At 65.5% G+C, this 19762-nt stretch carries 19 protein-coding genes; 14 read left to right on the top strand and 5 right to left on the bottom strand.

The features are described from left to right. Positions 1-3 precede the first annotated feature (3 nt). The 3 genes from E8E91_RS23165 to E8E91_RS23155 all read left to right on the top strand — a co-directional run bounded on the left by E8E91_RS23165 (position 4) and on the right by E8E91_RS23155 (position 3206). Positions 4-1395: an aldehyde dehydrogenase family protein gene (locus tag E8E91_RS23165; protein ID WP_280379143.1), complete on the top strand. Its 1392-nt coding sequence runs from the start codon at positions 4-6 to the stop codon at positions 1393-1395. 8 nt (positions 1396-1403) lie between these two features. Then, positions 1404-2573 (top strand): iron-containing alcohol dehydrogenase, encoded by a 1170-nt coding sequence (locus E8E91_RS23160; RefSeq protein WP_280379141.1) that lies wholly within the window; start codon positions 1404-1406, stop codon positions 2571-2573. Between the two features lie 174 nt (positions 2574-2747). Continuing rightward, the gene (locus E8E91_RS23155; RefSeq protein ID WP_280379140.1) at positions 2748-3206 is read left to right on the top strand and encodes a GFA family protein; all 459 of its coding nucleotides are present in this window, start codon (positions 2748-2750) and stop codon (positions 3204-3206) included. Between the two features lie 15 nt (positions 3207-3221). Here the strand turns inward: E8E91_RS23155 and E8E91_RS23150 are convergent, their stop codons facing one another. Beyond that, positions 3222-4097 (bottom strand): LysR family transcriptional regulator, encoded by an 876-nt coding sequence (locus E8E91_RS23150; RefSeq protein WP_280379138.1) that lies wholly within the window; start codon positions 4095-4097, stop codon positions 3222-3224. A 94-nt stretch (positions 4098-4191) separates the two neighbouring features. Here E8E91_RS23150 and E8E91_RS23145 point away from each other — a divergent pair, with 94 nt between their 5' ends. From E8E91_RS23145 to pcaC, 8 genes are all read left to right on the top strand, one after another. Further along, positions 4192-5241 carry a nitronate monooxygenase gene (locus tag E8E91_RS23145; RefSeq protein WP_280379136.1) on the top strand — a complete coding sequence of 350 codons (1050 nt, stop codon included), beginning with the start codon at positions 4192-4194 and terminating at the stop codon, positions 5239-5241. Between the two features lie 141 nt (positions 5242-5382). After that, positions 5383-5883, top strand: coding sequence for a VOC family protein (locus E8E91_RS23140; RefSeq protein ID WP_280379134.1), 501 nt, complete (start codon positions 5383-5385; stop codon positions 5881-5883). Positions 5884-6037: 154 nt separating this feature from the next. After that, on the top strand, positions 6038-6886 hold the full coding sequence (locus E8E91_RS23135) for a CoA transferase subunit A (RefSeq protein WP_190833547.1): 849 nt from the start codon (positions 6038-6040) through the stop codon (positions 6884-6886). Then, on the top strand, positions 6886-7683 hold the full coding sequence (locus E8E91_RS23130; RefSeq protein ID WP_280379131.1) for a CoA-transferase subunit beta: 798 nt from the start codon (positions 6886-6888) through the stop codon (positions 7681-7683). Before E8E91_RS23135 ends, E8E91_RS23130 begins: the two co-directional genes overlap by 1 nt. Beyond that, on the top strand, positions 7680-8885 hold the full coding sequence (gene pcaF, locus E8E91_RS23125) for a 3-oxoadipyl-CoA thiolase (RefSeq protein WP_271471243.1): 1206 nt from the start codon (positions 7680-7682) through the stop codon (positions 8883-8885). The genes E8E91_RS23130 and pcaF overlap by 4 nt, the downstream gene beginning before the upstream one ends. Positions 8886-9015: 130 nt before the next feature. After that, complete coding sequence (locus E8E91_RS23120; RefSeq protein WP_280379130.1) at positions 9016-10377, top strand: 3-carboxy-cis,cis-muconate cycloisomerase; 1362 nt, start codon at positions 9016-9018, stop codon at positions 10375-10377. Positions 10378-10386: 9 nt separating this feature from the next. Continuing rightward, on the top strand, positions 10387-11175 hold the full coding sequence (pcaD, locus tag E8E91_RS23115) for a 3-oxoadipate enol-lactonase (RefSeq protein WP_280379128.1): 789 nt from the start codon (positions 10387-10389) through the stop codon (positions 11173-11175). A gap of 82 nt (positions 11176-11257) precedes the next feature. Further along, positions 11258-11653 (top strand): 4-carboxymuconolactone decarboxylase, encoded by a 396-nt coding sequence (pcaC, locus tag E8E91_RS23110; protein WP_028628006.1) that lies wholly within the window; start codon positions 11258-11260, stop codon positions 11651-11653. 426 nt (positions 11654-12079) lie between these two features. On the opposite strand, the gene E8E91_RS23105 is transcribed toward pcaC, so the two are convergent. The 4 genes from E8E91_RS23105 to E8E91_RS23090 form a co-directional block, all read right to left on the bottom strand. Then, positions 12080-12904, bottom strand: coding sequence for an aldo/keto reductase (locus E8E91_RS23105; protein ID WP_280379126.1), 825 nt, complete (start codon positions 12902-12904; stop codon positions 12080-12082). A gap of 10 nt (positions 12905-12914) precedes the next feature. After that, positions 12915-14636, bottom strand: a complete 1722-nt coding sequence (locus E8E91_RS23100; protein WP_280379124.1) for an FAD-dependent oxidoreductase — start codon at positions 14634-14636, stop codon at positions 12915-12917. A gap of 192 nt (positions 14637-14828) precedes the next feature. Next, the gene (locus tag E8E91_RS23095) at positions 14829-16097 is read right to left on the bottom strand and encodes an OprD family porin (protein WP_280379122.1); all 1269 of its coding nucleotides are present in this window, start codon (positions 16095-16097) and stop codon (positions 14829-14831) included. Between the two features lie 96 nt (positions 16098-16193). Further along, positions 16194-16364 (bottom strand): hypothetical protein, encoded by a 171-nt coding sequence (locus E8E91_RS23090; protein WP_280379121.1) that lies wholly within the window; start codon positions 16362-16364, stop codon positions 16194-16196. A gap of 276 nt (positions 16365-16640) precedes the next feature. On the opposite strand from E8E91_RS23090, the gene E8E91_RS23085 reads away from it, so the two are divergent. From E8E91_RS23085 to E8E91_RS23075, 3 genes are all read left to right on the top strand, one after another. After that, entirely contained in the window at positions 16641-17417 is a 777-nt protein-coding gene (locus E8E91_RS23085) for an IclR family transcriptional regulator (RefSeq protein WP_280379119.1), read from the top strand. A 254-nt stretch (positions 17418-17671) separates the two neighbouring features. Continuing rightward, positions 17672-18487 (top strand): sugar phosphate isomerase/epimerase, encoded by an 816-nt coding sequence (locus tag E8E91_RS23080; RefSeq protein ID WP_280379117.1) that lies wholly within the window; start codon positions 17672-17674, stop codon positions 18485-18487. Between the two features lie 52 nt (positions 18488-18539). After that, the gene (locus tag E8E91_RS23075; protein WP_280379115.1) at positions 18540-19418 is read left to right on the top strand and encodes a DMT family transporter; all 879 of its coding nucleotides are present in this window, start codon (positions 18540-18542) and stop codon (positions 19416-19418) included. Positions 19419-19762 lie beyond the last annotated feature (344 nt).

Genomic DNA, 19762 nt, shown 5'->3' with positions numbered 1-19762 from the left:
TCCATGAGCAAGCTGTTGCAGACCTTTTCACCCATCGATGGCTCGGTCTACGTCGAGCGGCCCTGGGCCTCGCACGCGGAGGTCGCCGCCGCGCTGGAGCGAGCCGAGGCCGCGCGCGGGATGTGGAAGGTCGTGCCGGTTGCCGAGCGTGTGGCCATCACCCGACGCGCGATTGCCGCCTTCGCCGCCCGCGAGGCGCAACTGGCGGAAGAACTCTGCTGGATGATGGGCCGGCCAATCCGCTATGCACCCGGTGAGATTCGCGGCTTCGTCGAACGCGCCAACTGGATGGCTGACATTGCCGAAGACGCCCTGGCCGACATCCGCCTGCCGGACAAACCCGGCTTCACCCGGCTGATCCGCCGCGAGCCGCTGGGTCTGGCGCTGGTGATCGCGCCCTGGAACTACCCCTACCTGACCGCGGTGAACGCCGTGGTGCCGGCGCTGCTGGCGGGCAACTGCGTGCTGCTCAAGCATTCGGCCCAGACGCCGCTCTGCGCCGAACGCATGGTCGAAGCTTTCGTCGATGCGGGCCTGCCGGCCGGCGTGCTGCAGTACCTGCACCTGACCCACGGCGACACCGAGCAACTGATCCAGGCCGAGCCGGTTCGTCATGTCGCCTTCACCGGCTCGGTGGCGGGTGGTGCCATGGTCGAACGCGCGGCTGCCGGACGCTTCATCAGCACCGGGCTGGAGCTGGGCGGCAAGGACCCGGCCTACGTGCGGGCGGATGCCAACCTCGCTCACGCGGTGGAGACCGCCATCGACGGCGCGTTCTTCAATTCCGGCCAGTCCTGCTGCGGTATCGAACGCATCTACGTGCATGCCGATCTCTTCGATGACTTCGTCGAGCAGGCCGTGGCGCTGGTGGGCCAGTACCGACTCGGGCGTTCCGATGATCCGGAAACCACCTTGGGGCCGCTGGTCCGGGCGGAAGCGGCGGAGTTCGTTCGGGCGCAGATCCGCGAAGCCGTGGGGCAGGGCGCCAAGGCCCATCTGGACCCGGCTGCCTTTGTGCGCGACGTGCCTGGCAGCGCCTACCTGGCGCCGCAGGTGCTGACCGGCGTCCATCACGGCATGCGGGTGATGAACGAGGAATCCTTCGGCCCGGTGGTGGGCATCCAGAAGGTTCGCGACGACGAGGAGGCGCTGGCGTTGATGAACGACAGTCCCTACGGGTTGACCGCCGCCATCTTCAGCCAGGATGAAACCGCTGCCCTGGCGCTGGCCGACCGGGTTGAGGCGGGTACCGTGTTTCTCAACCGCTGCGACTACCTGGACCCGGCACTGGCCTGGACCGGCGTCAAGCAATCCGGGCGGGGCTGCACCCTGTCGCGGGTGGGCTACGAGCACCTGACCCGGCCCAAGTCCTTCCACTTCAAGACCAGCCTGTGAGGCGTGCCATGGACCTGAGCCACTTCCGCATGAACTGGAACTACCCGACTTCAGTGCGCGTTGGCGTCGGGCGCATCGCCGAGCTGAACGCGGCGTGTCGCGAACTGGGCATGCGCGCACCGCTGCTGGTCACCGACCCCGGCCTTGCCACGATGCCGATGATCGACGCGGCCCTGCGCCAATGCCGCGACTCGGGGCTCAAGGCCGGGCTCTTCCACCAGATCAAGGGCAACCCCACTGGGCCGAACGTGATGGATGGCGTGGCCGCCTTCAAGGCCGGCGGGCACGACGGCGTGATCGCCTACGGCGGCGGCTCGGCGCTGGACGCCGGCAAAGCCATCGCGCTGATGGTGGGGCAGGACCGTCCGCTGTGGGACTTCGAAGATGTCGGTGACAACGCCTCGCGGGTCAACGTGGCCGGCATGGCGCCGGTGGTCGCCGTGCCCACCACTGCGGGCACCGGTTCCGAAGTGGGACGTGCGGCGGTCATCACCGACGACCAGGCACACATCAAGCGCATCATCTTCCATGCCCGCATGCTGCCGGCCATCGTCATCCTCGACCCGGAACTCACCGTCGGACTGCCGCCGAAAATCACTGCTGCCACCGGCATGGACGCGCTGTCCCACAGCCTGGAAGCCTACTGCTCACCGCTCTACCACCCGATGGCCGAAGGCATCGCCCTGGAGGGCATGCGCCTGGTCAAGGACTACCTGCCACGGGCCACCGCCAAAGGCAGCGACGTTGAGGCCCGGCTGCAGATGCTGGTGGCCTCCAGCATGGGCGCCACCGCATTCCAGCGCGGCCTCGGCGCCATGCATGCGCTGGCCCATCCCCTCGGCGCGCTCTACGACGCCCACCACGGCCTGCTGAATGCCGTGCTGATGCCTTACGTGCTGCAGGCCAACCGCGCCCATATCGAAGGCCCCATGGCTCGCCTTTCCCGCTACCTCGGTCTGCCCAAGGCGGGCTTCGCCGGTGTCCTCGACTGGGTGGTGAACCTGCGCAGCGAGCTGGACATTCCCCATAGCCTCGCGGACATTGGCATCGATGACGCGCGTATCGAACAGGTCGGGCGGATGGCGGAAGTCGATCCCTCCGCGGGCACCAACCCGGTGCCGTACGACGCGCAGACCTACAGCCGCATCTTCGAGAAGGCACTGCACGGCAGGCTCTGAACTAATCTGAACAATGCAGCGGTGAGGCCCACCTGATCCGTACCTGCGCGGGCATTTGCCCGCTCCGGGGCGGTTTCCCGGCGTTCTTCGTACATCCACGAACCAGGTCCTTGCCGGTGCACGCCGGCACGCTCCGGCGCGGGCGTCAGGTTCAACTTCGATGGGAGAACGGTCATGACCGAGTCATTCAAGGCGGTCGGCGGCTGCCGGTGCGATGACAACCCGGTGCGCTACGAATACAGCGCCCTACCTGCGGAAGTGCATTACTGCCTGTGCACCGATTGCACCGATACCTGCGGCGGCGCCATGGCGATCATCGCGGTGGTGGACCGAAGCGCTTTCAAGGTCACCGCCAATGCCGGCAAGCTCAAGTGCTTCCATTCCAAGTCCACCTGCCACCGCCATTTCTGCTCCGAATGCGGTTGCCACATGTACCTGCACGTCGACAGCTTCCCTGATTTCGAACTGGTGCATGTCCCGACCCTGGACCGCGAGTGCGATGTCGGCGGCAAGCCGGATCGCTATGTGTTCGTGCGCTCCAAGCACCCTCTGCTGACCCTGCCGGAAGATGGCTTGCCACGTCACGAGGGTTGGGCCAACAGCGGTGAGCCGGTTGAGTGGCAGGCCGGGTGACCGCGCCGTCGAGTGTCAGTCGATGCTGCGCAGTGCCTCGCGGAACGCTTCGAAGGAGGCGGTTGCATAGTCTTGGCGCCAGACCAGCAGGGTAGGGACCTGCATCAGCGGCAATTGGCCCAGGCGAGATGGCTCGCGCTGCAACTCCAGCACCGAGCGCGGCAGGATGCCGACACTGGAGCCGGCCGCCACGCAGGCGAGGATGGCGTGGTAGGAGCCCACCTGCTGCACCTTCGGCAGTGGGCGCCCATCGGCGGACAACCAGTTTTCGGCGATCTGCCGGTAGGTGCAGCCCTCGGCAAAACCTGCCAGGCCGTTCACCTGGACATCGGCTGGGTTTTCCACGGGCGGGTGACCCGTAGGCAGTACCAGCAGCAGCTCCTCCTCGAATACCGGCAGGGCTTCCAGTCCAAGGGAAGAGACTTCCTCGTGCCATGGCCCCTTGCCCTCTGGCCAGGCCACCAGGGCGCAATCGAGACGGCGGGCGAGCACGCCTTCCAGCAGCGCCTGGCTGGTGCCGGTGCTCACTTCCAGTTCCACCTCCGGGTACTGGGCGTGGAAGCGCGACAGTGGGCCGGGCAGGCGACTGGCGGCAGTGCTTTCCATGCTGCCCAGGCGCAGGCGCCCGCCGGGTTGTTGCGGGTGCATGGCCTGGCGCGCTTCGTCTGCCAGGGCCAACAGGCGCTCGCTGTAGTCGAGAAAGGCCTGGCCGCGATCGGTCAGGGTCATGCGCTTGCCCTCACGGAGGAAGAGGGGCGTGCCCAGTTCTTCCTCAAGCTGGCGAATCCGCGTGGTGACGTTGGACTGCGCCCGCTGCAGGCGCTGGGCCGCGCGGGTCACGCTGTGCTCCAGGGCCACGGCGCGGAATATCTCCAGGCTGGATAGATCCATGGCTAATAATCTCTAGTAGAGAATGAATGCTTAAAATTATTCTTTATTTGAGATAGATTGGCCAGGATTTCACGTACAACGGAGTTGCGGCGTCATGTCCATCACCCAACTGCTCGGTATCGAATACCCCATCATCCAGGCCCCGATGGTGGGTGTTTCCACCCCGGCCCTCGCGGCTGCCGTGTCCAATGCCGGCGCCCTGGGCTCCATCGGCATCGGTGCCAGCACGCCGGCCCAGGCCCGCGCCATGCTCGCGGAAACCCGTGCCCTGACCAGCCGCCCCTTCAACGTCAATCTGTTCTGCCATCGCCCAGCTGTGGCTGACGCCCAGCGCGAGGCCGCGTGGCTGGAGCACCTGCGGCCATTGTTCGCCGAGTTCGACGCCGAGCCGCCAGCCAGCATTCGCGAGATCTACAAGAGCTTCCTCGCCGACCCGGAGATGGTGCAGATGCTGCTGGACGAGCGTCCGGCCGTGGTCAGCTTCCATTTCGGCCTGCCGTCCCGCGACTGGATCGATGCGCTCAAGGCGGCTGGCATTCGCCTGCTGGCCAGCGCCACGAGCCTGGAAGAGGCTCGTCTGGTGGAGGCCGCGGGTGTCGACGTCATCGTGGCCCAGGGCATCGAGGCCGGCGGCCATCGTGGCGTGTTCGAGCCCGAAAAGGGTGACGCCGGCATTGGCACCCTGGCGCTGGTGAGACTGATTGCCCGCAACTGCCGCGTGCCGGTGATCGCTGCCGGCGGCATCATGGACGGGCAGGGCATCCGTGCCGCGCTGGCGCTCGGTGCCCAGGGCGCGCAACTGGGCACCGCCTTCGTGCCCTGCCCGGAATCGGCCGCCAATGCCGCCTATCGCACGGCCCTGAAAGGCGAGCGCGCCCACCAGACGCGCATCACCGCCGCCATTTCCGGCCGTGCCGCCCGTGGCATGGTCAACCGCCTCTGGACTGATGTCGACACCGCCGATGCCCCGGCCCTGCCGGACTACCCGAATACCTACGATGCCGCCAAGGCCCTTCACGCCGCCGCCAGCGCCAAGGGCTGCAACGACTTCGCCGTGCAATGGGCGGGACAGGGCGCTCCCCTGGCGCGGGAGATGCCCGCAGCGGAGCTGGTGAAGGTGCTGGTTGAGGAGATGCATCTGTAGGAGCTGGCTTGCCATTGAACGGCATCGCTTCGCCAGCAAGCTGGCTCCTACAGGAATTCATCGAGTGATGTCGATTTGTCGGGGCGCCAAACGACCAGGGGAGGATCATCTATCGTCATCCCACCCACCAGGAGATGCGCCATGAGCAAGCGGATTCATACCATCGTCCCGTGTCTATGGTTCGACGACCAGGCAGAGGCTGCTGCCAACTTCTACGTCGGCATCTTCCCCAATTCGAAGATCACCACCATGAGTCGCTATGGTGAGGCGGGCAGGGACGTCCACGGCAGGCAGCCGGGGTCGGTACTCACCGTGGACTTCGAGCTGGACGGCCAGCGCTTCACCGCCCTCAATGGCGGGCCGGTCTTTAAGTTCAACGAGGCACTGTCTTTCCAGATCCACTGTGACGACCAGGAAGAGCTGGACTACTACTGGGACCGGCTTTCCGCCGGCGGCGACCCGAATGCCCAGCAGTGCGGCTGGCTCAAGGACCGCTACGGCCTGTCGTGGCAGGTGGTGCCCATCGCCATGCTGGAAATGCTCGAGGACTCGCTTTCGGAGCGTTCCCAGCGGGCCTTTGCAGCCATGATGCAGATGAAGAAGCTGGATATCGCGGCCTTGAAGAAAGCCTTCGACGGTTGAGGCCCGGCGGCCCGGAACGGATTCGGTAGCAACATACACATCCGTTCGATAACCGCACGAATAGTCGATTATCGGATTGTCCAGGGTGGGGCCGGGGAGTACTTTTTGCTCACCCGGCGCCCCAAACGCCCTGGATAACAACACGAGATCGACCATGGCTGAAATCATTTCCCTCCGCGAAGCCGTCGAGCGTTTCATCAACGACGGCGACAAAGTAGCCCTCGAGGGCTTCACCCACCTGATTCCCACTGCCGCTTCCCACGAAATCATCCGCCAGGGCAAGAAAGACCTGCACGTGGTACGCATGACCCCCGACCTGGTCTATGACCTGCTGATCGGCGCCGGCTGCACTCGCAAGCTGACCTTCTCCTGGGGCGGCAACCCCGGCGTTGGCTCGCTGCACCGCCTGCGTGACGCGGTCGAGAAGCAGTGGCCGAACGCCCTGGAAATCGACGAGCACAGCCATGCCGACCTGGCCAACTCCTATGTAGCTGGCGCATCCGGCCTGCCGTTCGCCGTGCTGCGCGCCTACGCCGGTTCCGACCTGCCGAAGGTCAACCCGAACATCAAGTTCATCCAGTGCCCGTTCACCGGTGAGCAACTGGCGGCCGTGCCGTCGGTTCGCCCGGACGTCACTGTGATCCACGCCCAGAAGGCCGACCGCAAGGGCAACGTGCTGCTCTGGGGCATCCTCGGTGTGCAGAAGGAAGCGGCCCTGGCGGCCAAGCGTTGCATCGTCACCGTCGAAGAAATCGTCGACGACCTGAACGCGCCGATGAACGCCTGCGTCCTGCCCACCTGGGCCCTGACCGCTGTTTGCCACGTTCCCGGTGGCGCCCATCCGTCCTACGCTCACGGCTACTACGAGCGCGACAACCGCTTCTACCAGGCCTGGGACCCGATCGCCCGCAACCGCGAAACCTTCACTGCCTGGATCGATGAGTACATCCGTGGCACCAAGGATTTCGCCGAGTTCCAAGCCAAGATTGCGGAGGCCAAGTGATGAGCGCTCAATTCACCCCTGAATACAGCACCAATGAAATGATGACCGTGGCGGCTGCCCGCCGCCTGAAGAATGGTGCCGTCTGCTTCGTCGGCATCGGCCTGCCGTCCAAGGCCGCCAACCTGGCGCGCCTGACCTCGTCCCCGGACGTGGTGCTGATCTATGAATCCGGCCCCATCGGCGCCAAGCCGAGCGTGCTGCCGCTGTCCATTGGCGACGGCGAACTGGCCGAAACCGCGGACACCGTAGTGCCCACCGGCGAAATCTTCCGCTACTGGCTGCAAGGTGGTCGCATCGACGTCGGCTTCCTCGGTGCCGCCCAGGTGGACCGCTTCGGCAACATCAACACCACCGTGATCGGCGACTACAACAGTCCGAAAGTGCGCCTGCCGGGCGCGGGCGGTGCCCCGGAGATCGCCGGTTCCGCCAAGGAAGTGCTGATCATCCTCAAGCAGTCCCATCGCACCTTCGTCGACAAGCTGGCCTTCATCACCTCCGTCGGTCATGGCGAGGGCGGTGACCATCGCAAGCAGCTGGGCCTGCCTGGCAAAGGCCCGGTGGCGCTGATCACCGACCTCTGCATCATGGAACCGGAAGCCGGTACCAACGAATTCATCGTGACCTCGCTGCACCCGGGCGTGACCCGCGAGCAGGTGATCGAGAACACCGGCTGGGCAATCCGCTTCGCGCCGAACGTGAGCGAGACCCAGGCTCCGAACGAGACCGAGCTGACCGCCCTGCGCGCCCTCGAAGCCCGCACCGCCGCCGCCCACGGCCAGCAAGGGGGTGAGGAATGAGCCGCGAGGTCTACATCTGCGACGCCATCCGCACGCCCATCGGCCGCTTCGGCGGTTCGCTGGCACCGGTTCGTGCCGACGACCTGGCCGCCATCCCGATCAAGGCGCTGGTGGAGCGCAATCCGCAGGTCAAATGGGACCAACTGGATGAAGTGTTCCTCGGCTGTGCCAACCAGGCCGGCGAAGACAACCGCAACGTCGCACGCATGGCGCTGCTGCTGGCCGGCTTGCCGGACAGCATTCCGGGCGTGACCCTGAACCGTCTGTGCGCTTCGGGCATGGATGCGGTGGGTACCGCCTTCCGCGCCATCGCCTCGGGCGAAATGGAACTGGCGATTGCCGGCGGCGTGGAATCCATGTCTCGCGCGCCCTATGTGATGGGCAAGGCCGACAGCGCTTTCGGCCGCACCCAGAAGATCGAAGACACCACCATCGGCTGGCGCTTCATCAACCCGCTGATGAAGGCCCAGTACGGCGTCGACGCCATGCCGCAGACCGCGGACAACGTGGCCGACGACTACAAGGTTTCCCGCGAAGACCAGGACCTGTTCTCTGTCCGTAGCCAACAGCGCGCCGGTCGTGCCCAGGCTGAAGGTTTCTTCGCCGAGGAAATCGTGCCGGTGGTGATCAAGGGCAAGAAGAGCGAGACCGTGGTCGACCAGGACGAGCACCTGCGTCCGGACACCACCCTCGAAGCCCTGGCCAAGCTGAAGCCGGTCAACGGTGAAGGCAAGACCGTCACCGCCGGCAACGCTTCTGGCGTGAACGACGGTGCCGTGGCGCTGATCCTGGCATCCGCCGAAGCGGTGAAGAAGCACGGCCTGACCCCGCGCGCGAAAGTGCTCGGCATGGCCAGCGCTGGCGTTGCCCCGCGCGTGATGGGCATCGGCCCGGTGCCGGCGGTGCGCAAGCTGATGGAACGCCTGAACCTGGCCATAGGCGACTTCGACGTGATCGAACTGAACGAAGCCTTCGCCGCACAGGGCCTGGCCGTAATGCGTGAACTCGGCATCGCCGACGACAGCGACAAGGTCAACCCCAACGGCGGCGCCATCGCCCTTGGCCATCCGCTGGGTGCCAGCGGCGCGCGCCTGGTCCAGACCGCCCTGCACCAGCTGGAGAAATCCGGCGGCAAGCTCGGCCTCGCGACCATGTGCGTCGGCGTGGGCCAAGGTCTGGCCCTGGCCATCGAGCGGGTCTGACAGCTCTTGGTGCGCACGGCACACCCTACGTAGGGTGCGCTGTGCGCACCGATCGCGCCGCGTAAAAGCTGGCCCCACACGGCCGGCTGCTATAAAACGAAACACCATCCTGATTTTCCGGAGCACTGGCTTGAACAGCCCGAGCAACCAACTCTTCGATGCCTACTTCACGGCGCCTGCCATGCGTTCGGTGTTCTCCGACCAGGGCCGGGTGCAGGGCATGCTGGATTTCGAAGCGGCACTGGCCCGCGCTGAAGCGAGCGTGGGGCTGATCCCCGCTGATTCCGTCGCTTCCATCGAGGCGGCCTGCAATGCCGAACTCTACGACTTTGCCGCCCTGGCCCAGGCCATCACCAGCGCCGGCAACTCTGCCATTCCGCTGGTGAAGGCTCTGGGCAAGCGCGTCGCCGCCCAGAGCAGCGAAGCCGAACGCTACGTGCACTTGGGCGCCACCAGCCAGGACGCCATGGACAGCGGCCTGGTGCTGCAACTGCGTGCCGCCACCGAACTGCTGGAGCAGGACCTGGCCGGCCTGGCCGAAGCCCTGGCGGTCCAGGCCGAGCGCTTTGCCGATACACCGCTGGCTGGCCGTACCTGGCTGCAACAGGCCACGCCCGTCACCCTCGGCATGAAACTCGCTGGAGTGCTGGGCGCCGTCACCCGTCATCGCCAGCGCCTGGCCGAACTCAAGCCGCGCCTGTTCTGCCTGCAATTCGGCGGCGCGTCCGGCAGCCTGGCCGCCTTGGGCGATCAGGCCTGGCCGGTGGCCGAGGCCCTGGCCCGCGAACTGGACCTCAACCTGCCGGACCAGCCCTGGCACACCCAGCGCGACCGCCTGGTGGAATTCGCCAGCCTGCTCGGCCTGATCGCCGGCAGTCTCGGCAAACTGGGGCGGGACCTGAGCCTGCTGATGCAAACCGAAGCGGGCGAAGTCTTCGAACCCTCCGCGCCAGGTAAAGGTGGTTCTTCCACCATGCCGCACAAGCGCAATCCGGTGAGCGCCGCCGTACTGATCGGTGCCGCTACCCGAGCGCCGGGCCTGGTTTCCACCATGTTCGCCGCCATGCCCCAGGAGCACGAGCGCAGCCTTGGCCTGTGGCACGCCGAATGGGAAACCCTGCCGGAGCTTTGCTGCCTGGTATCCGGTGCCCTGCAGCAGGCGCTGTTGGTGGTGCCCGGTCTTGAAGTGGATGCAGCACGCATGCGCCGCAACCTCGACCTGACCCAGGGCCTGGTGCTGGCCGAGGCGGTGAGCATTGCGCTCGCCCAGCGCATCGGCCGCGACGCCGCCCATCACCTGGTGGAGCAGTGCTGCCGCCAGGCGGTGAAGGAGCGCGCTCACCTTCGTGCCGTGCTCGGTGCCAATGCCGACGTCAGCGCACAACTTTCCGCCGCCGAGCTGGACCGCCTGCTCGATCCGGCCCATTACCTTGGCCAGGCCCGCCGCTGGGTGGACCGTGCACTGGCCGAACACAACGCATTTTCGCGCTAGGAGTTTTCCATGCCTGCCGTACGACTCGCCGATGGCGACCTGAACTACCTCCTCGAAGGCCCGACCGGTAAGCCGGTGCTGGTGCTGTCCAACTCCCTGGGCACCGACCTGCACATGTGGGATGCGCAGATCCCGGCTTTCATCCAGCACTTCCAGGTGCTGCGCTACGACACCCGTGGCCACGGCAAATCCCTGGTCAGCGAAGGTCCCTACAGCATCGAGCAACTGGGCGGTGACGTGCTGGCCCTGCTGGATGCCCTGGACATCGAGAAGGCGTACTTCTGCGGCCTGTCCATGGGCGGTCTGATCGGCCAGTGGCTGGCCATCAACGCCCCCGCGCGCATCGAGCGCCTGGTGCTGTGCAACACCGCCGCCAAAATCGGCGCCCCCGAAGTCTGGAACCCGCGCATCGACACCGTGCTGTCCGGCGGCGCCCAGGCCATGCGCGACCTGCGCGATGCCTCGATTTCCCGCTGGTTCACCCCGGATTTCGCCGAAGCCCAACCGGCCAAGGTCGAGCCCATCGTCGGCATGCTGGCGCAGACCTCGCCCGAGGGGTACGCCGCCAACTGCGCCGCCGTGCGTGACGCCGATTACCGAGAGCAGCTGGGCCGCATCAGCGCCCCGACCCTGATCGTCTGCGGCAGCGGCGACCCAGTGACCACCACCGAACACGGCCGCTTCATGCAGGAGCGCATCGCCGGTGCCGAACTGATGGAGTTCCATGCTGCGCACCTGTCCAACGTGCAGGCTGGCGATGCCTTCAGCCAGCGCGTGCTGGCGTTCCTCACTGCCTGACTATTGATGTAGGAGCGAGCTTGCTCGCGAAGCGGTTCGCGAGCAGAGCTCGCTCCTACGATCCCCATTCGAGGACGTATTGATGGACGAGAAAGAACGCTACGAAGCCGGCATGAAAGTGCGCCGCGCGGTGCTGGGCGACGCCCATGTGGACCGCAGTCTGCAGAACCTGACGCCGTTCAACGAAGAGTTCCAGGAAATGATCACCCGCCACGCCTGGGGTGACATCTGGACCCGCCCGGGCCTGCCGCGCCACACCCGCAGCCTGGTCACCATCGCCATGCTCATCGGCATGAACCGCGAGGGCGAGCTGAAGCTGCACCTGCGTGCCGCGAAGAACAACGGCGTGACGCGCGACGAGATCAAGGAAGTGATCATGCAGAGCGCGATCTACTGCGGCATCCCCGCGGCCAACGCCACCTTCCACCTGGCCGAAGCCGTGTGGGACGAGCTTGGGGTGGAATCGCTGCAAGGCTGATCCGCCGCAAGACCCGAACGCCGCCCGGACCACGCATCCGGGCGGCGTTTTTTGTTAAGGGCTTTGATCGGTAGCACGAGATTCATGTAGGAGCGAGCTTGCTCGCGAAACAACGTGCCTGGACCATTCGCGAGCAAGCTCGCTCCTACAAGTTGGCCTCGGGCCTGCATCGCGGTTGAGACCACTCCCACAAATAGGCACCGGTCGTTCCTTTGTAGGGGCGAATTCATTCGCCAAGGGCAACGCAGTTGCCCCTTTGGAAGCCGGAGGCGGACCTTCGGCCCGCTTGGCGATTGAAATCGCCCCTACAGGCAGGGCTGCGGATCGGAGCTTGTGTGGGGGCATTGTGGGAGCGAATTCATTCGCGAAATGGCGGCGGGCCCTTGGACTGCATCGCGGTTGAAACCGCTCCCACATTGCCCGGCATCAAGCATCCCACACCGGCGCAAACTCCGGGCTGACCACTCGGCGGTCCTTCGGCAGCGCGGCGATCAGGGCGCGGTCTTCGTCATCCAGTTTCAGCTTGAGCGCATCCAGGTTGGCCTGTTGATTCTCCCGACTGGAAGCCTTCGGGATAGCGGCGATGCCGTCCTGGTCCAGCAGCCACTTCAGGGCAACCTGGCTCGGCAGGGCGCCGTGCTTCTCGGCAATGTGCCGAATCGCCGCCTGCTCCGCCGCCTGGCCGCGAGCCAGCGGGGTGTAGGCGGTCAGCGCCAGGCCTTTGCTGCGGGCGTAATCGAGCAGACCACGCTGATCCAACAGCACGTGGTACTCGACCTGGATAGTGGACAGCGGCGCGCCAAGGTCATCCACTACCTGTCGCAGCAGGCCCAGGGGGAAATTGGCGACACCGATGCAGCGCGCCTTGCCTTCATCGCGCAGGGCCACCAGGGTTTCGATGCTGCGCGGCAGATCCCAGTCCTTGGACGGCCAGTGGATCATGAACAGGTCTACCTGCTCGGTGCCCAGGGCACGCAGGCTGTCTTCCAGGGACTGGCGCATGGCGGCCGGTTGCAGCTTGTCCCACCAGACCTTGGTGGTCAGGTGGATGGTTTCGCGGGGCACGTCGCTCTGGCGCAACGCCTCGCCCACGGCTGCTTCGTTTTCGTAGGCCGGTGCTGTGTCGATGTGGCGATAGCCCAGTTCCAGTGCCTGGCGCACGGCGAGCGTGCATTCCTCGCCCTTCATCGGCCAGGTGCCGAGACCGAGCTGGGGCATGTCGAGTCCATGGTGGGTGGTGAGATTCCGCATGTGCTGCTCCTTATGCATCAAGGGTGGTGCCGGCCGCATGGCGGCCGGCGATGTAGCCGAAGGTCATGGCTGGTCCCAGGTTGATCCCGCCGGACGGGTAATGGCCGCCCAGCACGCTGGCCATGTCGGTGCCAGCGGCATAGAGCCCGGGAATCGGTTGGGCGTGCTCGTCCAGTACCCGTGCCTGGCCGTCGGTGCGCAGGCCGGCGAAGGTGCCGAAACAACCCGGTTGTACTTTCACGGCATAGAAGGGGCCCTGTTCGATGGGGGCCACGCAGGGATTGGGGCCGTCGTGCAGGGCGTCACCGTTGCGGCGGTTGAACGGGGTACTGCCCCGGCCGAACTCTGGGTCCTGGCCCCGGCGGGCATGGTGGTTGAACTCGGCGACAGTGGTGGTCAGGCCCGCCGGGTCGATGCCGCAGGCGTGCGCCAGTTCGACCAGGGTCCTGCCGCGCTTGAGGTAGCCATTACGCAGGTGCGGCCACAGCGGTACGGGAGCGGGGCGGGCGAAGCCCAGGCCATAACGGCGCTGGAATCGGTGATCGCAGACCAGCCAGGAACAGCTTTCCTCGCCTTCCGGCACGGCCCGGTTCATGGCGTCGACGTAGTCGTAGTAGCCACCGGCTTCATTGACGAAGCGCCGGCCATTCTGCAGGACGCCGATGATGCCGGGCTTGCCGCGATCGATGATGTGGGGGAAGTGGCCGAAGGTGCCGTTGGGGTAGGGCACCTTGGAAACCGGTGCCCAGGCCACCGGGGAACGCAGGTCGTTGGCTACAACGCCGCCGGCGGATTCGCCCAGGCGCAGGCCGTCGCCGGAGCAGGAGGCTGGGGGCAGGGCGAGGTTGTCGTGGCCGCTGGCATCGCGAGGGAACAGTGCCTTGCGCCGCACCGGATCGTTGGGAAAGCCTCCGGCTGCCAGCACCACCGCCTTGGCGTGGATGGCAACTTCGTGGCCGTCCCGTTCGACCACCGCGCCGCGAACGGTGCCTTCTTCAATCAGCAATCGGCGGGCCGGTGCCGATTCCAGCAATTGGACGCCCAGGTCATTGGCCGATTTGGCCAGGCGCGCCACCAGCGCCACGCCGTTCACCAGGTGCATGGCGCGGCCGTAGCGAACCAGGTGGTAAAGGTGGGTGAGGAAGCGCCGGGTCACGTAGGCGAACGCCTTCAGCGAGCGGGTCATACCGAGGAAGGCAGCCAGATCGGCACCGGCCATGATCGGCATGCCCATGAAGGAGGTTTCGCGCATGGTCTTGCGCAGACGCGGCAGCAGGTCGCCCACCTCACGGGCGTCATAGGGCGCCGCGATCACCTGGTGGCCGCCGGTAGCCGCGCCGGGTGTGTCGCCATGCATATCGGGGATGCCATTGCCGTCGACGAATTGCAGGGCGGTGTGCTGCTCGAAGAACGCCACCATCTCCGGGCAGGCTTCGAGGAAGGCATCCACCAGTTCCGGGCGGAAGTGCTCGCCCAGTTCGTTGCGCAGGTAGGTGCGCGGTTGCTGGATGTCCTCAATGATTCCGGCGCGCCGGGCCAGCGGGTTGCGCGGCACCCACATCCAGCCACCGGACCAGGCGGTAGCGCCGCCGAAGACCGGCTCCTTCTCGACCAGAATCACCTTCTGTCCATGGTGGGCCGCAGTGACCGCCGCAGCCAGGCCCGCAGCGCCGGAGCCGATGACCAGAAGGTCGCAGTCGAGGTGGTTCGGTGTTGGGTGTTCGGCAGGCATATCGGGGAATCCTTAAATACTGGAACCATGTTCCGTATTTTATGAGCGCTGTTCGCCGCGACCAAGGGCAGGGGGACGCAAGTGGCCGGTCAGCGAACGGAAATCGGGCGTGCCGTTAGAGAGGTTTTGCCCAGCCAGAAAAAAGCCCGCCAGAAGGCGGGCCAAGGTAGTCAAAGCACGCTTGCCAAAGGATCAGAGGATCGACAGCGGATAGCTGATGATCAGACGGTTTTCGTCGAATTCGTTGTTGCTGTAGTCGCGGCGGATGCTCGAATTGCGCCACTTCACGTTGAGTGCCTTGAAGGTGCCGGACTGGACCACATAGGCCAGTTCGGTTTCGCGGATCCATTCCTTGCCGTCGGTCACGCTGCCTACGTGGGCGTCCTCGCCGCTGATGTAGCGGTTCATCAGGGTCAGGCCGGGAACGCCGAGGGCGGCGAAGTTGTAGTCGTGGCGGACCTGCCAGGACTTCTCGTCGGCGTTGTCGAAGCTGGAGTTGTAGCTGTCGTTGGCCAGGGTGCCGCCGCTGGTGCCGTTGACGCGCATCCAGGCGTCGTCGCCGGTGACTTTCTGCAGGCCGACGTAGAAGGTGTTGCCGCCGTACTTGGCCGACAGCAGGGCGGACCAGGTCTGGTTGTCCAGGTCGCCGGCCAGCGCCGAGCCGTCTTCCTTGCCGGTGAAGTAGCCGAGGTTGGCGCCCAGGGTCCAGTCGCCCACGGGCTGGCTATGCACCACCTGCAGGTATTGCTGCTGGTAGATGTCTTCCAGCTCGGCGTACCACAGGCCAACCAGGGTGCGCTTCTCGTTGAAGGCGTATTCGCCGCCGGCGAAGTTGAAGCGGTCCGAAGTGAAGGCCGCTTTGCCGTTCATGGACATGTCTTCCATGCTCGCGTCGTTGCGCGGGCTGTTCTGGCGGAACTGGCCGCCGTAGAGGGTCAGGCCGTCGATCTCCTGGGAGGTCACCTGGCCGCCCTGGAAGGTCTGCGGCAGGGAGCGGCCGTCATCGGAACGTAGGATCGGCAACACCGGCATCCACTCGCCCACTTTCAGTTCGGTCTTCGATACGCGCATCTTTCCGGCCACGGCCAGGCGGCCGAAGTCGTCGGCCGGGCGGCCATCGTCATGCACCGGCAGCAGCTGGGTGCCCTTGGTGCCCTTGCCGCCGTCGAGCTTGACCGACAGCAGGCCGAGCATGTCGACGCCAAAGCCTACAGGGCCTTCGGTGAAGCCCGAGCGGGCATCGAGGATGAAGTTCTGGGTCCATTCCTCGGCCTTGCCTTGCGGGTTGGTCGGGTTCACGAAGTTGCGATTGATGTAGAAGTTGCGCAGGTTCAGCGTGGCGGTGGCGTCTTCGACGAAGCCGTGCTCGTCGGCGGCCTGGGCGGGCAGGGCGGCCAGGGCGACGGCGGCGGAGAGGATGCACGGGACAAAGGTTTGGAGCTGGCGGCGGCTGGAATTCATGCTCGTTCTTGCCTCTTTGATTGTTGTTTTCGGGTGCGCAAAAGCCCCTTCGCGGCGGTTGCGCGAATGCAGATGGGGGTTGGAGCTATGGGGGCGTCAGCGGACTTTGCGGCGCTCGATCAAACGGGCGAGACCGCGTTGCAGCCGGTTGCCCAGATGCTCGCCGCTGGCCAGTTGGACCAGGGCAATGGAGGCGAACGGCGACGCGCAATCGAAGAATGGCCCGGGTATGGGCGGCAAGGCATCGGAGGTGCGGGGCTGGAACATCGTTTCGACCTTTCTTGTATTTATGTCGGTAAAAGGCGAGGCGTTGCGGGGATCGCAGGCTGGTTGCGGCAACGCCTCGCGCCTGGAACCGATAGTGAAATCCGCAGGTCCCGCGTTCAATCCGCCGGAAGCGCTTTTGTTCGATTATCGAACTAAAACTAACCATTCCGTACATTTATCGCGCCGATCTGCATGAATGGGCTGTCGCAGTTCCAGGTTTCTTAAGACGGGTGTTGTCTTCTAGAATCGGCGCACACTCAGGAGGACCTATCCCCCATGGCCGGTAGCCAGATCGAACGCGCCTTCAACCTGCTCGAACGCCTCACCACCGACCCGCGTGGCCTGCCCATGCAGACCCTGGCCGATGAGCTGAACATCCCCAAGAGCGCTACCCACCGCATGCTGGCCGAGCTGATTCGCCTGGGTTACGTGCGCCAGAACCAGGAGAACAGCCGCTACCAGTTGTCCACCCGGCTGGTGGCCATGGCGTTCCGCTACCTGGCCAGCAGCGGTGCCGACATCGTCCAGCCGATCCTCGATCGCCTGGCCGGGGAGACCGGCGAGCTGGTTCGCCTGGGGGTGATCGAAGGGGATCGCCTGACCTGGATCGTCAAATCCCAGGGCGCGCGTTCCGGCCTGCGCTACGACCCTGATATGGGGCGCGATGCGCCGCTGTTCTACACAGCCTCCGGCCATGCCTGGCTGGCCAGCCTGAGCGACGCCGAGGCGCTGGGTCTGGTGGAGCGCCAGGGAGTGGGCGACCCGGCCAGCTTCGGACCCAACGCGCCGCGCTCCAACATCGAACTGCTGGAACGCCTGCGTGTGGCTCGCGAGCATGGTTACGCCTGGGTGGTGGAAAGCTCGTCGGTGGGCATGTCAGCCCTGGCTGCGGTGGTGCGCGATCCGCGTACCGACAAGGCCATCGGTGTACTCAGCGTCGCCGGCCCGACCGCGCGCCTGCCGGTGGAGCGCATGCATGAATTGGCGCCGCTCCTGCTGGAAGCCGTGGCGGAACTCTCGGCAGCCAGCCAGGCGTCCGAGTTCTTCGTCTGATCGTATTCCCCCCACTCGGGAACTACCTGTAGGGGCGAATTCATTCGCCAAAGGGCCGCGCAGCGGCCCCATGTCGGTCCTTAGGGCAACCCTGCGGGCTGCTTGGCGATTGAAATCTCTACAAGTCTCTGCGCCCCCTCCAAATCTTCGTGAATCCCGCTTTCGTCAGTCGGTCGAATTTTCTTCTTGAGATTATTTGGAACTGAGTTCTAAATATCGCGAATCCAATTGTGGAACTGGATTCCGAGAAGATCATGACTGAACGCGTTTTCTCCCTCGCCGCTCTGACTGTCCTCGAACTCTCGCCGCCAGAAATGGTGGAAGTGGCCGCGAGCACCGGCTATAGCCACGTCGGGTTGCGCCTGGTGCCGGCTACCCCTGAAGAGCATCACTTCCCGCTGGTGGCCGACGCCGGGCTTCGTCGCCAGACCCTTGGGCGCCTGCGCGATACCGGCGTACAGGTGCTGGATATCGAGATCCTGCGGCTGAAGGCGGAAACCCAGGTGCCCGACTTCGAGCCAATCCTCGCGGCTGGTGCCGAGTTTGGTGCCACTGAGGTGCTGGTGGCCGGCAACGACGCTGACGAGGCGCGCCTGACCGACAATTTCGCCGCCTTCTGCGACCTCGCCGCGCAATTCGGGATTCATCCGAGCCTGGAATTCATGCCCTGGACCGACGCCCGCAATCTCACCCAGGCGGTACGCATCGTGGAGAACGCGGGGCGGAAGAACGGCGGCGTGCTGGTGGATGCTTTCCACTTCAACCGTTCGGCGTCGTGCCTGGGCGACCTGGCGCGGGTCGCGCCGGCCCGTCTTCGTTACGTCCAGCTCTGCGATGTGGCCGGGCCGCGTCCGGACGACATGGAGGAAATTCTGCGTCAGGCACGCAATGAACGGCGCTTCCCAGGCGATGGCGACAGCGACCTGATCGGCCTGCTGCGCGCGCTGCCGGCGAACATTCCCCTGAGCCTGGAAATCCCCACGCGCCAGCTGATGGAGCAGGGCGTCAGTGCCCGGACACGCGCGCAAATGGCCATGGACAAGACGCAGGCACTGCTCCAGCGCCTCTGAGATTTCACCCTTCGCGCGGCCGGCTGGGCCGCGTTCTTTTTTCGAGCACCCCATGAGCGCCAGTACTCCGCTGTCCGGTACCAACCAACCGCTGCGGGGCATCCTGCTTGTGCTGTTGGCCACCTTCCTTTTCGCCGGGCATGACGCCCTGTCCAAGTTCCTCGGCGGCCTCTATCCGGTGGTGATGGTGGTGTGGGCCCGGTACCTGGTGCACACCCTGCTGATGGCCGGGATATTCCTGCCCCAGGCGGGTCTGCGCGTATTGCGCACCAGGTGTCCGTTGCTCCAGGTGCTGCGGGCCTTGAGCCTGCTCAGCACCAGCCTGCTGTTCACTGCCGGCCTGCAATACATTCCGCTGGCGGAGGCCACGGCGGTCAACTTCCTCGCTCCGGTCCTGGTGACGGCGCTGTCGGTACCGCTGCTCAAGGAAAAGGTCACCAGGGGACAGTGGGCGGCGGTGGTGATGGGGTTCGTCGGCGTGCTGGTGGTCGTCCATCCCGGCGGCGACCTGTTTACCCCGGCCATCCTTTTTCCCTTCGGTTCGGCCTTGGGTTTCTGCTTCTACCAACTGCTCACACGCAAGGTCGCGGCCCATGACAGCCCCACCACCAGCAACTTCTTCGCCGGCCTGTGCAATACCCTGGCGATGAGCGCCCTGGTGCCGTTCTTCTGGCAGGTGCCGAACCTGGGCCACGGCCTGCTGATGCTGGCCCTGGGCGGGGCGGGGATGACCGCCCACCTGCTGCTGACCCAGGCCTTTCGACTGGCGGCTCCGGCCCTGCTGGCGCCCTTTGGCTACTGCCAGATCGTGTTCGCCGGCCTGCTGGGTTTCCTGATCTTCTCCCACACACCGGACGCCACCAGCCTGGCCGGCATCGCCATCATCTGCCTGAGTGGCCTTGGCGCGGCCTGGATGCAGCGGGGTAGGTGAGGGCTGCGCGCTGGCTTTCACAAGGAAGGGCAGGACTGTGTCCTGCTTGGCGATTGAAATCGCCCCTACAGGACTGTGCCCAGACAGAACACAGGCACGGACAACCCCCTCTCCCTCTGGGAGAGGGCTGGGGTGAGGGCAGTTAAAGGCTTGCACGGTGCCCCGCCATCTCGCGAATAAATTCGCTCCTACAAAGCAGGGCTGCGCCCTGCGTAGCGATTGAAATCGCCCCCACAGGACTGTGCTCAGACTGAACACAGGCACGTACAACCCCCTCTCCCTCTGAAGTGGCCTAATGATTCTGGACACCCCGATAGGGCGTTAAGCTGCGCCCAAGCAAGAGG

The sequence above is a fragment of the Pseudomonas sp. BN515 genome, assembly GCF_029873155.1.
Lineage (GTDB): Bacteria > Pseudomonadota > Gammaproteobacteria > Pseudomonadales > Pseudomonadaceae > Metapseudomonas.
The sequence above is the reverse complement of the archived record's forward strand: the minus strand, read 5'-3'. Positions and strand labels throughout refer to the sequence as shown.

Coding starts and splice junctions, on each gene's coding strand:
- E8E91_RS23100 (WP_280379124.1), bottom strand. CDS start 14,636: ATGCCTGCCGAACACCCAACACCGAACCACCTCGACTGCGACCTTCTG.
- E8E91_RS23105 (WP_280379126.1), bottom strand. CDS start 12,904: ATGCGGAATCTCACCACCCACCATGGACTCGACATGCCCCAGCTCGGT.
- E8E91_RS23145 (WP_280379136.1), top strand. CDS start 4,192: ATGTCCATCACCCAACTGCTCGGTATCGAATACCCCATCATCCAGGCC.
- E8E91_RS23095 (WP_280379122.1), bottom strand. CDS start 16,097: ATGAATTCCAGCCGCCGCCAGCTCCAAACCTTTGTCCCGTGCATCCTC.
- E8E91_RS23130 (WP_280379131.1), top strand. CDS start 6,886: ATGAGCGCTCAATTCACCCCTGAATACAGCACCAATGAAATGATGACC.
- pcaD (WP_280379128.1), top strand. CDS start 10,387: ATGCCTGCCGTACGACTCGCCGATGGCGACCTGAACTACCTCCTCGAA.
- pcaC (WP_028628006.1), top strand. CDS start 11,258: ATGGACGAGAAAGAACGCTACGAAGCCGGCATGAAAGTGCGCCGCGCG.
- E8E91_RS23165 (WP_280379143.1), top strand. CDS start 4: ATGAGCAAGCTGTTGCAGACCTTTTCACCCATCGATGGCTCGGTCTAC.
- E8E91_RS23140 (WP_280379134.1), top strand. CDS start 5,383: ATGAGCAAGCGGATTCATACCATCGTCCCGTGTCTATGGTTCGACGAC.
- E8E91_RS23155 (WP_280379140.1), top strand. CDS start 2,748: ATGACCGAGTCATTCAAGGCGGTCGGCGGCTGCCGGTGCGATGACAAC.
- E8E91_RS23135 (WP_190833547.1), top strand. CDS start 6,038: ATGGCTGAAATCATTTCCCTCCGCGAAGCCGTCGAGCGTTTCATCAAC.
- E8E91_RS23090 (WP_280379121.1), bottom strand. CDS start 16,364: ATGTTCCAGCCCCGCACCTCCGATGCCTTGCCGCCCATACCCGGGCCA.
- pcaF (WP_271471243.1), top strand. CDS start 7,680: ATGAGCCGCGAGGTCTACATCTGCGACGCCATCCGCACGCCCATCGGC.
- E8E91_RS23150 (WP_280379138.1), bottom strand. CDS start 4,097: ATGGATCTATCCAGCCTGGAGATATTCCGCGCCGTGGCCCTGGAGCAC.
- E8E91_RS23160 (WP_280379141.1), top strand. CDS start 1,404: ATGGACCTGAGCCACTTCCGCATGAACTGGAACTACCCGACTTCAGTG.
- E8E91_RS23075 (WP_280379115.1), top strand. CDS start 18,540: ATGAGCGCCAGTACTCCGCTGTCCGGTACCAACCAACCGCTGCGGGGC.
- E8E91_RS23080 (WP_280379117.1), top strand. CDS start 17,672: ATGACTGAACGCGTTTTCTCCCTCGCCGCTCTGACTGTCCTCGAACTC.
- E8E91_RS23085 (WP_280379119.1), top strand. CDS start 16,641: ATGGCCGGTAGCCAGATCGAACGCGCCTTCAACCTGCTCGAACGCCTC.